Genomic DNA, 13,769 nt, shown 5'->3' on the forward strand with positions numbered 1-13,769 from the left:
TTAGCAGTCTCTTGTTTTGCTTCTGTATATCATTGGAATAAAGCGTATCCCCATAACAGTTTGTTCAGTATTTGTGGCTTTGAAGCCCAAATGGTGATAAATTTCCCTGGCATAAGGAGATGCATTTACAGTTAACTCATTGGAAGAAGAATTTTTTAATGCTGCTTCAAACAACCTTCGTCCGATTCCCTGTCGATGATATTCATCATCAACAAAGAACAGCGCTATATGACTGCCGTTGTTTCTAGTCGCAATTATACCAGTCAGTTTTTTGTTTATATATGCCCCCCAGATATCCAGTTGGTCCATAAACTTGTGATTATGCAATGCAGTATCAAAAAACGTTTTTATCCCCTCATCCGTATAATCCGGTGCTTCAAATTCCATAAAAACCTTTGTAACCAATTTGGTTACATCTTCAAGATGCCGGTTTGCAATGCGCTGTATATTCATTGTTAACAGCCTCCTATCATATAAACGACTGATGCCGGTTTATCATTCTGTACATTATATCATACTGCTTCAATATCGTCATTTCTTTCTGCTTTCGATGAATTGTTTAGCCGTCAACGCTTTATAAGAATGCTATTTGATATGTTCTTTGCAGCAAATTCTTAAACTCGTATCCTTTTAGCATTCACGATACTCATAGAAGTTTTCATTAAAGTCTTTCCGATATGAAAAGAGCGGCTATAAAATAAAGAGAAAATTACAGCCCTGCTATTAACATAATAGAAAACAGCTCGGTACATGCAGGATAGCTTCCTGTATGATTTTCTTGTCTTTTCATGCAGTGATATACAATACAACCAGAATGGTGATGTGCAAGGGATAGAAGGTATAGAATAACCATTTTGGCAGGGCTCCTTTTTTACCGTTATAGCAGGATAACAGCGGCAGGGACAAAGAAGCGTAGAGGATATACAGGAAAGCATACAGCAGATCATCTGCCTGAAGGCTTTGTCCCTGTATAAGGAGAGTAGAGGCTTCCAACAGGATGACCCCTCCCAGACGATACAGACGATATTCATCACTTCCGCAATAGCAGACAAAAATCGCCAGAACACCAAGGGCACCGTAGTCTGTTTGCAGGACATATGCGATAAGCATGCAAAGAGGCAATGGTAGGAGGGAGAGCTTTTGAAGCGTTTGTCTGCTTCTGAAAGCATCATAGGCCATAATAGCTGTAGCTCCCAGAAAAAGGGTGAAAAAAATGTTCGTTAAAGCGAAGTGCAGAGTGAGCGGTGCATCCAGTAAAATGCAGATCATATACTGAAAGGGAATTTCCGATATCAGCCCCATAATCAGCAATCGAATTAGATAGGCACTGCGATTGTGAGTCCTACGACAGCCCTCTGCTATGAAAAATGCAAAGATCCAGAAGGAGGCGGCGCCAAGCATACCGATCAGCTGAATTCCCCATTGAATGACTTCCTGTGTCAGCGTGGTATGTACAAGAAGAAAATCCCGTACATCAAAGCAGAAAATTTTATATATATGGTCCAGAAGCATCAGACCCATTGCGATAAGCTTCAGTGATGCCTGATTTAGTATTATTTTCTTCATCTGTATTCTCCTATCGATATATCGCTGTTCTTGTCGTTTCCACCAGCTTTACACCTGCTTTTCTCCATAAATTTACCCAAGCTGTACGTATTCTCATTATAATATACAAAACACCCGCTGCCAATAGCTGATCTCCACAAAGAAATAGACGCTCTGAAACGGAGAAACACTTGCATGACAATAGACAAAAAACAATCTGCTCAGACTCTCTGCCCTCTTCCATATGTATTACAAAAAAAGAAACAGGTGCAGGCTAAGCCCGTTCCCTGTTTCTTCTGTTTCACGCAGGCACATTTCATTTCATTCCATGCCCGCAACTTTATACCTTTTCTGCTTCCTTGCGTGTCATATCCTGATACAGCTCCATATCCATCAGCTCCAGCTGACGGTCAACCATGATGGCATTGGTCAGTGACCCGGATACATTCAGCATGGTACGCATCATATCAATAATGGGATCGATTGCCAGAATTGGTGTTATGAAAGCAAAGGATGCTCCAAGGCCAACACCGGACAAACCGACTGAGGCCGCCATGGTACTGGTACCCGGGATACCGGCAATACCAATGGAGCCGATGGTAATGACAATGATGGACATGATGATCAAACTGATATCAATCGGTGTACCGCTGGTATTTGCGACATAGACAATCAGGAGCGCCGGAAAAACTCCTGCACAGCCCTGCATACCGGCCGTTGTTCCAAAGCTGGATACAAAGCTTGCGGTTCCCTGTGACACCCCGAGCTTCTGCGTCAGTGTGTCAATCGTTGCCGGCAGAACTCCCAGAGAGCTGCGGGAGGTAAAGGCAAGCAGTAACAGAGAATAGCTTTTTTTCAAATATGTGATCGGATTGACCTTGAAAAAGGAAATAGCGAGCAGTTGAATCATGAGCTGTATGATACATGCAATATACAGAATCACGATGAACTTTCCAACCTCCAGAATACTGTTCAGACCGCGCTGTGCAATCGTATTTGCCAATAATGCCAGCACTGCATATGGCATTCCCTTAATAATCGTCATGGCAATACTTATGATAATCTTGTGCAGAGCATCAATCAGCTCATAAAACACCTGGATGGTATCGGGATACTTTTTCTGCATACGGCGTGCCGCAAGCCCGAAAAATGCGGAGAAGATTACCAGTCCAACAACATTGCTGTTGACCATGGCTTCCACAGGATTGGCAGGTATCAGATTGCGCAGAGTCGTCACAACCGGTACGACCTCCTTCATCTCTCCGTTTGTGATGGATGCGGCACTTCCGCTGCCTCCAAGCTGAAAGACGATTCCCAGTGTCAGACCGACAACAGCGGCAACGGCCACCATACCCATGGTAGTAAGAATACTGTGTTTTACAAGCTTGCGTACATTTTCACGCTCATCCATATGAAGGATAACATGAATGATGGAAACCATGACAAGCGGAATTACCAGCATACGGATAAAATCAATGAAGCCGTTACCGATAAGCGAATACCACAGTGTCGTTTCATTCACAAACGGAATCTTCATCGGGTCTGCCGCAAAACCGGATACCGCCTGCATGGCAAGTCCCAGTGCCAGACCGAGCACAGTCGCAATCAGCACCTTGCTGGAAAAGCTGAATTTTTTCTTTGGAAGCTTATATACTGCAAAAGCCAGCAGCAGATAGGCGATGAGAAACACAATGGTTTTCCACTCACTGATCATCAGAAACTGGCTTAGAAACACGTTTTTCATAAAATCCCTCCTCGTTGTACCTGACTATCATATACAAGTAGCTTTATTTTTTCAAGTCATATGCTTACTGCTCTTTTATGTTATGAACCATATCCAAGCTTTTATACCTGTTTTTTATCATATGCTGTTTAAAAGCCCTCGGTACAGGCGAAAACAGCAGCTTGCTTTCCTTAACCCACATTTTGCAGGCATGAAAAGGAAATGTGCATTTTTGAGAACATCTGCAAACAGAAAAACGACCTGCCGATAGCAAGTCATTTTGTACTTATTCCTTTGTTTTTTTCGTATCCGCATAGGTTACGTGGACCAGATAAAGTCCTTCCGCCTGTGCCTTATACCGGCACAGATGCTTATCTTGCCCATACAGCATCTGTTTGACATCCGCAACATCCAGACGATGCTTGCCTGCTTCAATCAGGGTCTGTGCAATCATACGCACCATATAGCGCAAAAAACCGTTCCCCTCGAAAACAAGGCGGACAGCATGCTCCTCCTGTACGATATCCAAACGGGTGATGGTTTTGACCTTTGATTTGCGCGGATCAAGCTTGCTGCTGGTGAAGCTTGTAAAATCATGGGTTCCCAGAAACACTCTGGCACATTCACTCATACGTTTTACATCCAGCACCTTGCGATCCTTCCCCATATAATGATAATAAAACGGATTGTTCACATCCGTTGTAATCAGATAATCATAGCGCTTGCTTACCGCATGAAAGCGTGCGTGGAAGTCATCCTCTACAAGACATACATCCTGTATCCGGATATCGTGAGGAAGCAGGGAATTTAAAGCACGCCTCCAGTTCTCCGGTGCCAGATCCTTAGCGGAATCAAAATGAAATACCTGTCCGAGTGCATGCACATGGGCATCTGTTCTTCCACTTGCCGTAATACGGATAAAGCTGCCTTCGATTTTTTCCATGGCTGCTTCAATTTCCTGCTGTATGGAATGCGTATTCGTCTGCCGCTGCCAGCCTCCGTAGGCAGTACCGTCATAGCTGAGAATCACCTTATATCTAGGCATACAGCATCATAGCAACCATTGCAGCGAAAACCAGAACAGATGCACTAAGCAGAACATAATCTCTGCCTTCCATCTTCAGCTGCTTATAGCGCGTCCGCATACGGTTGGGGATATAGCCTCTTGCCTCCATGGCATACGCCAGATCCTCGGCACGCTGGAATGCAGATACAAACAGCGGTACGATCAGAGAAAGAATCGCCTTCACCTTTTCCATCAGGCTTCCCTCCTCCATATCCACACCACGGGATGCCTGCGCCTTCATGATGCGCTGTGTTTCTTCAATCAGCGTTGGAATAAAGCGCAGCGCGATGGAAATCATCATGGCAATTTCATGAGCAGGTACATGAATGACCTGAAACGGCTTCAGCAGGTCTTCGATTCCCAGCGTCAGCTCCAGCGGCTTTGTGGTGGCAGTCAGAATTGTGGTAATCATAATCATTAAAGCAAGACGGACAACGATATACAGGGTCTGTGCAATTGCCCCGGTGTAGACAGAAAATCCGAATATGGTAAACAGAACATCCCCGTCACGGATAACCAGCAGATTGATGATGAGCAGAAACGTCAGCATGAACAGCATCGGCTTCATTGCTCTCCATAAAAAGGACAGCTTTAAACGTGCCAGCAGAGCAGTTCCGATGACCGCAGCCGCAATAACTCCATAGCCCGCATAGCCTGCCGGTATGAAAATCGCAATCATCATAATCAGCATGGCACCGATTTTGGCTCTGGGATCCATATGATGAATGATGGAATCCAGCGGCAGATATTTTCCAAGTGCGATATTATTCATGCTTCTTCACCTCACAAGCGACAGCCGCAGCCAGCTTGTCCATGTCCAGCAGAGTGCGGTCGATGGAAAAGCCGCGGCGAATCAGCTCTTCCCGAAGCCGTATCACAGCCGGGGGATTGATATTCAGCTCCTGCAGGAGCTCTACGGTTTCAAAGAAGGACTGCACATCACAGTGCTTTTTGACGCTTCCGTCCTGAACAACGACAACCTCTTCACAATATTGTAATACATGCTCCATATCATGTGTTACGATCAAAACGGTTTTTCCGTATTTCTTATTCATATCCACAAACAGCCGCATCATATCGCTGGCTCCCTGCGGATCCAGTCCGGCAGTCGGCTCATCCAGTACAAGCACATCCGGGTTCATGGCAAGGATTCCGGCAATGGCAATTCTTCGCTTCTGTCCCCCGGATAAATCAAACGGTGAGCGCTGCAGGTAGCTTTCATCCAAACCGACGACCTTCAGTACCTCCTTCGCACGCTGTGCCGCTTCCTCAGCACTGACGCCGAAATTCTTCGGTCCGAAGCTGATATCCTTTTCAATGGTTTCTTCAAACAGCTGATATTCCGGAAACTGGAACACCAGACCGACCAGACGGCGCAGCTCCTTCAGATTTTTCGGCTTGCTGCCGGCGGTAATCGTTTTATCCAGAATCTGCACTTCTCCCTCCGTAGGAAGCAGCAGCGCATTCAGATGCTGTACCAGGGTAGACTTTCCACTGCCGGTTTCACCGATAATGGCAGTTACCCTACCCTCGGGAATCTCCAGATCAATGCCCTTTAAGGCTGCATAGGAAAACGGAGAATCCGCATTATAGGTATGTGCTACTTTTCGAAATGTAATCGGCATACTTCATCCACCACCTTTTCCATCGTTGTGCAATCCTTCATATCCACACCATGTGCACGCATGGCCTTTGTGAACTTTAAGGCAAACGGTATATCCAGCTGAAGATCGATCAGCTCTTTTTCTTTTCTTAAAATATCGTCAGGAAGTCCCTTCATAACCACGTGTCCGCCATCCATGACGATGACATAGTCCGACCTACTGACCTCTTCAATGTCATGGGTTATCGAAATAATTGTAATCTTGCTTTCTTTATGAATTTCCTGAATCAGCTCATTGATTTCCGCTTTTCCCTGCGGGTCCAGCATACTCGTGGATTCATCAAAAATAAGAATCTGCGGAGACATGGCAAGAACACCGGCGATTGCCACACGCTGCTTCTGCCCGCCGGACAGCTTGGTCGGTTCACTCTGCATATATTCCGTCATTTTCACCTTCTGTGCAAAACGTTCGATAATCGGCTGCATTTTTTCCGTTTCCACCTGATGATTTTCCAACCCAAACGCGATATCATCCGCTACGGTAGCGCCGATAAATTGGTTGTCGGGATTCTGAAACACGATTCCCACCTTATTGCGAATATCATACAGGGTGTCCATGCTCAGTTCATCCTGATCCACATAAATATGTCCCTGATCCTTATCCAGCAAACCGATCAACAGCTTAGCAATCGTTGACTTGCCGCTTCCGTTATGTCCGATAATGGTTGTATAGCTTCCCTCTTCAATTGAAAAAGAAACATGCTCCACTGCATTTGTTTCCTTATCATAAGAGAAGGTCAGATCCTCCACACGTATTTTTTCCATGTTCTCACCTCAAAATTATAGCGTTTTTATTATACAACGAATCGAAAGTGAACACAATAAATCTACTGTGTAAAACAAAACTAACAGCATAAACCATGGATTCTTCCTTATATGTATGAGGTTTCTTCATGCTTTTTCGGTTCTGGTATGTAAAGCAGAGAAACCATCAATTCTTCATTATATAAACAGCGATTATGCTGTATCCTATATAAAATTTTTTCACCTGCTGATTTACGGATGTCACCCGCGTTAAACATCCGGTTCTTTATCAATGAAAAGCAGGATAATCAATAAAATTATCCTGCTTTTTTTCGATGAATGGATTCTGTTTGATCATTGTTCTTTCATTTACTTCTTGATTGCGTCTATCGGACGCTGACGGGCAATTCTTGTTACCGGAAGGATACAGGCGATAAAGGTTACTGCCGCAACGATTACCAGCATCAGCAGCGGCTGACGCAATGTAATGATGACCGGTGAAATCAGAACACCGATTTCCTCCTTTGCGAACGTATTGGTGATCAGTGACACCAGCTGCAGACCTATCATGGTTATCACATAGGAGATTACCGCCAGCATGACTCCTTCCCAGATAAAGATTTTCAAAACATCTGTGCTTCTTGCGCCGATGGCACGAAGTATCCCGATATCCTTTTTACGATAGGAAATCGATACAATGATGAAATTCATCATCAGCACTGCCGCAAAGATGAACAGGGCAATGCTTGCATAGAAGAACACCCTGGTAGCGAAGCTCGCAAAATCCTTGATGCTCTTGACATCCTGCGTAGCTACCGTGTTGGCATACAGATTGTTGCCGATATCGTATTGTTCAAGAAACGGCTTCAATGTGGTATCATCAAAGCTTCCCAGCAGCTCACTGACATACAGCGTATCCGGAATGTAAGCGGCAATCAGCTCCTGATTGACCATATTATCATTGATCTGATAAACATCCTCCATACTGAACTTTCCCTCCGGCATCACTACACCGGCAATGCGTACCTGCTGCTTCAAAAGCTCACCGCTGTTTCCAAAGCCCTCCTGTACATGCAGCTCCACACTTCTTCCAATCAACCGCTTCGCACTGTCCTGCAGAGCTGTGCGGATTTCTTCCGAAGACTTCTTCGCCATAGCATCACTGTAGAAGCTTTCCGATTTTCCCAGAATAAGCATCAGCATATCCGGCGTAAGCAGGATTTCATCTTTTTTCACGCTCTTAGTGGAAACCATTTCCGTACCATTGAAATAGGTAACCGTCTGCGCAGGATAAGCCAGTGAGGACATGCCCATATCCTGCTCATTCACACGCAGATATAATGTATGCTTACTGCTGTCCAGAACCGTTCCCTTCTGCTGCTTCACTGTGTTTACAAAGCCCTCTTTCACATACAGCTTATTACAGCTTATGCTTGCTATATTTCGGAATTCACGAACCAGCTTGTACGTTTCACTGTCAATATTATTCGCACTGACCTTCTTCAGGGATTCATATTTGCCGGTATCCTTGACTACAATCCCGCTGATGCGCATCCATGTATCTCCGATTGGAAGCTTTACGTTTTTCAGAATATCATCATATGTCTTCGGAAACTGCAGCTTTCCTTTCTCATCTGCGATTCCCTGTGTGAGAATGATATCCGCCAGATAGGAGGAAATTGCCATTTCCCTGTAATCCTTGGGAAAGGATCCCTTGATATCCTTGTAGCCCAGAGTATCAAAGCTGCTCATTTCCGTCAGCTTATACTGTTCGACTGCAGCGGAATACGCCGTACTGTCCAGCTCTTCGATTCCCAAATCTCCCAGACGCAGCGGCATCGTGTCCCAGGAATAGACCTTTGCGAACTTCTGCTTTGCATTCTCCTTTAAAACAGCATGGATATCCGAATCCTTTATCTGTGTATCCATACCGGTATAGATGGTATTTCCATTATCATCCAGATACTGATAACGAACACCGGCATACTGCTCCTGTAATTCCTCAGCTGCCTTATACTGGGCATTTACCGAACTGAAATTTCCAACAGCATCCGAAAGTGCCAGGAGCAGCAGGGCGAAGCTGGTCAGCAGAATGGTGAATACCATTCGGATCTTTTTGTGGCCAAGACAGGAAAATCCAAGTCGGAAGCTGTCTTTGAACGGCAGATGGGAATGAATAGCTTCAAATACCTCATGCTGCTCATCGACATCGGGTGCTGTATCAGATTCCACAACACCGTCCTTAAATTCGATAATCCGATCTGCATAGTCCTGTGCAGACTCCCGGTCATGACTGACAACGATGACCAGCTTTTCTCTGCTCAATTCCTTCAGAGTATCGAATATTTCTTTCCCTGTCGCAGAATCCAGCGCTCCTGTCGGCTCATCTGCCATCAGGATTTCCGGTTCCTTGATCAAGGCACGCGCGATGGCAACGCGCTGCTTCTGTCCTCCGGATAATTCATTCGGATATCTCGTCGCATAGCCGCTCAGACCCAGACGTTCCAGCAGCTGCTCGATTTGTGCAGAAGACGCTTCCTTCTGCTGCAGCTGCAGCGCCATGGCGATATTTTTCTCGATGGTGTATTCCTCCATCAGATTGAATTCCTGAAAGATAAATCCCACATACGTATTGCGGTAGGAATCATAATCTGATTGCTTGAAATCCGCAGAGCTTTTTCCGTTGATGATGATTTCCCCTGTATCTGCCTGATCCAGTCCGCCGATGATATTCAGTAAGGTGGATTTCCCAGACCCTGATTTTCCTAATACGAACACCATCCCGCGCTGTGGAAAGCGCAGATTGATATCCTTCAAAGCCTCAGTTCTCACTCCCTTTGTTGTTTTATACGTCTTTGCTATATGTTTAAGCTCCAGCATAATATTCTCCTCCCTGTACAAAACGATAACTGTACTACTGTATCTATTACACTAATACACTATAAGAATTAACTGGATTTGTCAATGTATTCATAGAAATGTGACCATTTTGTAAGGTTCAGAACATTCCTTTACAGTCTTATTAAGGAAGACTGCACATGTATCCCCGTAAACCATCACATAGCAGGAAACCTCGTACAGCTATTGTTCATCCTATTTGCAAATTCGTAAGCTTTCTTCTAAAAAAAAGACTTATCAGCCGCAGATGTGTAACTACTTCGCTCTGCTTTGATAAATCCTGATGTGTGCTTCCGATTCTGTACCATTTGGCGATTATTTATAGATTTCAGATATGCTTTAATCAAACTGATCCACATCCTTTTTCCGATATAGTCTGCGGGAAACAATAAATCCCTTGTGACTTTTAAACTGCTTGTTTAAAAAATCATAATACGCTCCCGGAGATATAATACCGCTGAGGTCAAACAGATTCAAGCCGATGGAGCTCAGCAGGTTTCCCAGAAAAAATACGCAGTTGCTCGAAACGACAAAAAAGGTTTTCAGCTTTCCTTCCCGTATCTTATAAAATCTGGCATCCGGTGATGTTCTGGTTACACGGCTCAGATAGTCATCACACGCTCCCTTGCAAGGAAGTCCTTTCTGTTTCAGCTGCTCGTCACACTCGAAATCGCAAAAGGTCTCAAATACCTCCAGAATGCGGTCATTCAGCCTTTTTTTCTGTTCCTCATTCAGAGATACACCAAAGCCGATCAGTGTCTTATTCTCATTCTCCAGACAGTTTCGGATATAGGTATCCTTTGGTGCGATAATGACGACACCATCTCCCAATGTTCCAAACAAATGTCGATTATGCGGATCATAGCAGCCATAGGATATGACCAGTCCGCGATACACGACATCCGCATGTCCAAACATAGCGGGTCCGCTTGGCGCTAAATGAATCAGCACCTCCATATCAACGGGAATATCCTCCTTTATGGCATCAAAGCGCTCCTTGATTTCATCCTCTTTATCCTTGTTCAAAAGGGTACTCATCAAATGCGGAGGGATGATGGCAGACAATACCGGAGGTACCGAGAGCTGAATTTTCTGATCCAGCTTATCCCCGCTGCCGCTTGGCAGAATTTCCCGTATCAGATCAAGCAGGGTATTTCCTCCGTAAATAAGAAAATAGGCTCCCAGAAAAAAGCTGATTACATCCTCATGCGCTCCCGGATTTACAATCAGAAAGAAAGCGATAATCAAATCGCCGCATAGAAAAATCACCTTCGTAAACGGAATGGGCAGCCGATCCTTGATTTTGATATAAAAGACGATAATTTTGATGATGGCATGCAGCAGGATCCAGCAGCCGATCAACCGTGGAAATATCGCGAAGAAGGTTTCCGGTATGGTCAGTGATATGATAATGGCAATCAGCCACACGATAATATCCAGAAACTGTCCACCCTTATGCTTCAGCTTGCGGTAATTCAGAATCATGTTGAACATACGAAAGACTCCGGCGACGGATATACCGATGACAAGTGTGGTATACAGCCAGTTCCAGACAGCAAGAGAATCGAAGATAAAGGAAAAACCGAGCACACAGAAAAACAGCCCGGTCGCAAACATAGTAAAATAATTAAAATTTTTCTTCAGCATGCCCTCATCTCCCTACTTCCTATAATTATAGCGGAAAGAAAAAATTCCGCAATCTATTTTTTAAGGATATTTTGCATACGCAGTTGCATTTGTATTTCCATTATGACATCCTTTCATACTATGATTATAAATGATCAATCAGAAAATGCTTCATTCCATCATAACATTATTTATAGTCAATCTCCTGCATTAAATGCTCTATAAAAGCTGCGTTGTTATATATCTTTCCAAATGCCTCCATAAGCTGTTGTAAAGCGTCACCATCCTTTGATGATACACATAACTGTTCATCCGTCGGTTCATAGTCAAAAACATACCATAAATTTTTCAGTTCTTCATTATGATACATGAATGCAATCAGCAATGTGCACCAGTCATAGCCGCAGCATACAAAGCCATCCCCTTTATGTTTTATAAACAATTCCTTCATATGGTCCTTAATATCGATTCGAACGGTATATGTATCTTCGATTCTCATAATCTGAAACTGCTCATTTTTAATCGACGTTTCTATTTCCATAATATGCTCCTATCAGTTAATAAATCGATTGAAAAAAATGGAATCAGACTGATTGAAATAGGCTCCTCATTCAGTTTGATTCCGTTTTGTTTACATTGTCACGTTATCTGAAATGCCTAAACTATTACAATAAAGGCTTATAACAATAATCATTTATGCATTGCTACTGTGTAAGTTAAGATATCCTTATGTACTCCTTTTTTGGTTGCTACAGATGACCCTGGCAAGGTTGCAGTACCGGCCTGCTTCGTTGCCTGTGATGTCAAATTCACAGTAATTGGTGTTGAACCATTCATTGTCGTTGATCCATATGTCAGTGTATACGGCAATTCATCCGTTCCATCAGATAGAGATAATTTCATTCCCTTTGATGATTTAACTGTAACGTCTACATCTTTATTCATTGCAGCAATGTCATTACCATTTAAACCAACCAGTTCAAGATCAGCATTTACCGATTTTGTTGTTTCTGTAAACTGAATGGATGCGGGTACTCGTACCCCCCATTTTCCTGCATCAGGATCCGTAGGGTCAACAATCGTTTCTGAATTGTCATAAGTGACATCTACATCCTTTGTATCCTCATCTGCTGCTAATACTGTGGTCGCACCCAATGACAGAAACATTGCCATCGCTGCTGCTGTTGCGAATAGTTTTTTCATTTTTTTTCCTCCTCTATTCTCATTTATCTGTAAGAAGATTTCTTCTTTCTTACCATCTTTTTTCTATTCCTTTAGCGAAACTAGATTTGTTTGTACAGCTCCTCCATTTAGCTCTTTTTCATAATCCTCCAGAGAATAGGAGCGAATTTTAATTGTAATCGGATAAACACCCTCCGGGAACGGTTTGTTAAGCGTTTCTTTTACGACTGCCTTCCCCGGCTCTATAAGCCCGCTTGTATATAGAATCTCCTCTGTTTTATCCAAAACAATTGTGTATTGGAAGTAACATGGATTTTCCTTTGGATTACTGAATGCCACATAAATGGTATCCGAATCAGCGTTCATATGGAGATCGTCAAATCCCGGTATCAATATAGAATTCGCATCCCAATTTTCAGGTCTCTGCAATTTACCTTTGTAATCCTGTGAATTTGGATCTAGCGGCACATTCCCCTGTGTATTCCAGGTAATACCGATAAACAAGGCAAGCACGATACATGCCGTCAGCAAAATATAGTGTATATTACTCTTTTTTACTGCAAGATAAGTATCCTTTTCAACTTCGATATAGCCATATGTACGATACAGCATGGCGTGATAGGTTCCTGCCGGCGCAGCCTTTAAATTTTTCTGTCCTGCGGAAATATCCACAGTCCTTCCTTTTATAGCTTTAGCCCCTACCTCTCCTATCACTGCATAGGTCTTATTCTGATACTTTTCCTTCATATCCTTTGGTGACAGACATGGCCAGTTTACACCCTTACTTCTGAATTCGCGCTTACCTCTTGTCATGCAGCTTCTCCTTTTTCTTCCTGACGAAGATGATAAAGCCAGCAGATAACAAGATGATGGAAAGGTAAACTGCTGTGGCTATCGAATCCCCTGTTTCCACTGTATCTGTGTCCTTTCGGGGTTTTTGTGATTGTTTACAAAAAGTAACGATCAGTTTTGTATCATGATCCTTTCCTTTGACAGTAAGTGTCTGCTGCTGCAGCAGATTTGTTATATCTTCCCCGTCATATTGGATATCGGCAATTTCATATCCTTGTGCAGGCTGCATTACAAACTGCTTTTTTTCATCAGAATGCAATGTAAAGAAAGTAGGATTTTTCAATGTTAGTCCCTGATCCAGCACGGCACCTTCTCCCTGTATACGTACTTCCATATGAAAGGTTTTTAATTCATAATCCTGTGGTACATAGCTTACTTCTACCTCATGTGCATTTACAGGAAGAATTGTAAGACCAAAAATCATCAGGATAAGAAACAATGCAGTCCCATAGTTTTTGCTATGCATACAA

At 43.5% G+C, this 13,769-nt stretch carries 13 protein-coding genes; all 13 read right to left on the reverse strand.

Annotation, left to right across the window (positions count from 1 at the left end):
- The 13 genes from ACESPQ_RS18970 to ACESPQ_RS19030 all read right to left on the reverse strand — a co-directional run bounded on the left by ACESPQ_RS18970 (position 1) and on the right by ACESPQ_RS19030 (position 13,765).
- Positions 1-453, reverse strand: a complete 453-nt coding sequence (locus tag ACESPQ_RS18970) for a GNAT family N-acetyltransferase (RefSeq protein WP_257379623.1) — start codon at positions 451-453, stop codon at positions 1-3.
- Positions 454-786: 333 nt separating this feature from the next.
- Positions 787-1,566, reverse strand: a complete 780-nt coding sequence (locus ACESPQ_RS18975) for a TraX family protein (RefSeq protein ID WP_373144754.1) — start codon at positions 1,564-1,566, stop codon at positions 787-789.
- Between the two features lie 319 nt (positions 1,567-1,885).
- Complete coding sequence (locus ACESPQ_RS18980; protein WP_257335587.1) at positions 1,886-3,289, reverse strand: cation:dicarboxylate symporter family transporter; 1,404 nt, start codon at positions 3,287-3,289, stop codon at positions 1,886-1,888.
- A gap of 265 nt (positions 3,290-3,554) precedes the next feature.
- Positions 3,555-4,313: a tRNA pseudouridine(38-40) synthase TruA gene (truA, locus tag ACESPQ_RS18985; protein WP_002607462.1), complete on the reverse strand. Its 759-nt coding sequence runs from the start codon at positions 4,311-4,313 to the stop codon at positions 3,555-3,557.
- A complete protein-coding gene (locus tag ACESPQ_RS18990; RefSeq protein ID WP_002607461.1) occupies positions 4,306-5,106 on the reverse strand; it encodes an energy-coupling factor transporter transmembrane component T family protein in 801 nt (266 codons plus the stop codon). Before ACESPQ_RS18990 ends, truA begins: the two co-directional genes overlap by 8 nt.
- Entirely contained in the window at positions 5,099-5,959 is an 861-nt protein-coding gene (locus ACESPQ_RS18995) for an energy-coupling factor transporter ATPase (protein WP_118002884.1), read from the reverse strand. The genes ACESPQ_RS18990 and ACESPQ_RS18995 overlap by 8 nt, the downstream gene beginning before the upstream one ends.
- On the reverse strand, positions 5,935-6,762 hold the full coding sequence (locus ACESPQ_RS19000) for an energy-coupling factor transporter ATPase (protein ID WP_373144755.1): 828 nt from the start codon (positions 6,760-6,762) through the stop codon (positions 5,935-5,937). Before ACESPQ_RS19000 ends, ACESPQ_RS18995 begins: the two co-directional genes overlap by 25 nt.
- 348 nt (positions 6,763-7,110) lie before the next feature.
- Positions 7,111-9,621, reverse strand: a complete 2,511-nt coding sequence (locus tag ACESPQ_RS19005) for an ATP-binding cassette domain-containing protein (protein ID WP_373144756.1) — start codon at positions 9,619-9,621, stop codon at positions 7,111-7,113.
- Positions 9,622-9,978: 357 nt separating this feature from the next.
- The gene (locus tag ACESPQ_RS19010) at positions 9,979-11,286 is read right to left on the reverse strand and encodes a hypothetical protein (RefSeq protein ID WP_373144757.1); all 1,308 of its coding nucleotides are present in this window, start codon (positions 11,284-11,286) and stop codon (positions 9,979-9,981) included.
- Positions 11,287-11,452: 166 nt separating this feature from the next.
- On the reverse strand, positions 11,453-11,806 hold the full coding sequence (locus ACESPQ_RS19015; RefSeq protein ID WP_002607456.1) for an Imm51 family immunity protein: 354 nt from the start codon (positions 11,804-11,806) through the stop codon (positions 11,453-11,455).
- A 149-nt stretch (positions 11,807-11,955) separates the two neighbouring features.
- Positions 11,956-12,468, reverse strand: a complete 513-nt coding sequence (locus ACESPQ_RS19020; protein ID WP_257328449.1) for a hypothetical protein — start codon at positions 12,466-12,468, stop codon at positions 11,956-11,958.
- Positions 12,469-12,531: 63 nt separating this feature from the next.
- On the reverse strand, positions 12,532-13,260 hold the full coding sequence (locus tag ACESPQ_RS19025; protein WP_257328448.1) for a hypothetical protein: 729 nt from the start codon (positions 13,258-13,260) through the stop codon (positions 12,532-12,534).
- Positions 13,247-13,765, reverse strand: a complete 519-nt coding sequence (locus ACESPQ_RS19030) for an LPXTG cell wall anchor domain-containing protein (protein ID WP_373144758.1) — start codon at positions 13,763-13,765, stop codon at positions 13,247-13,249. The genes ACESPQ_RS19025 and ACESPQ_RS19030 overlap by 14 nt, the downstream gene beginning before the upstream one ends.
- Positions 13,766-13,769 lie beyond the last annotated feature (4 nt).

The sequence above is a fragment of the Clostridium sp. HGF2 genome (assembly GCF_964240115.1).
In the GTDB taxonomy this organism is placed as follows: Bacteria; Bacillota_I; Bacilli_A; order Erysipelotrichales; family Erysipelotrichaceae; genus Clostridium_AQ; species Clostridium_AQ innocuum.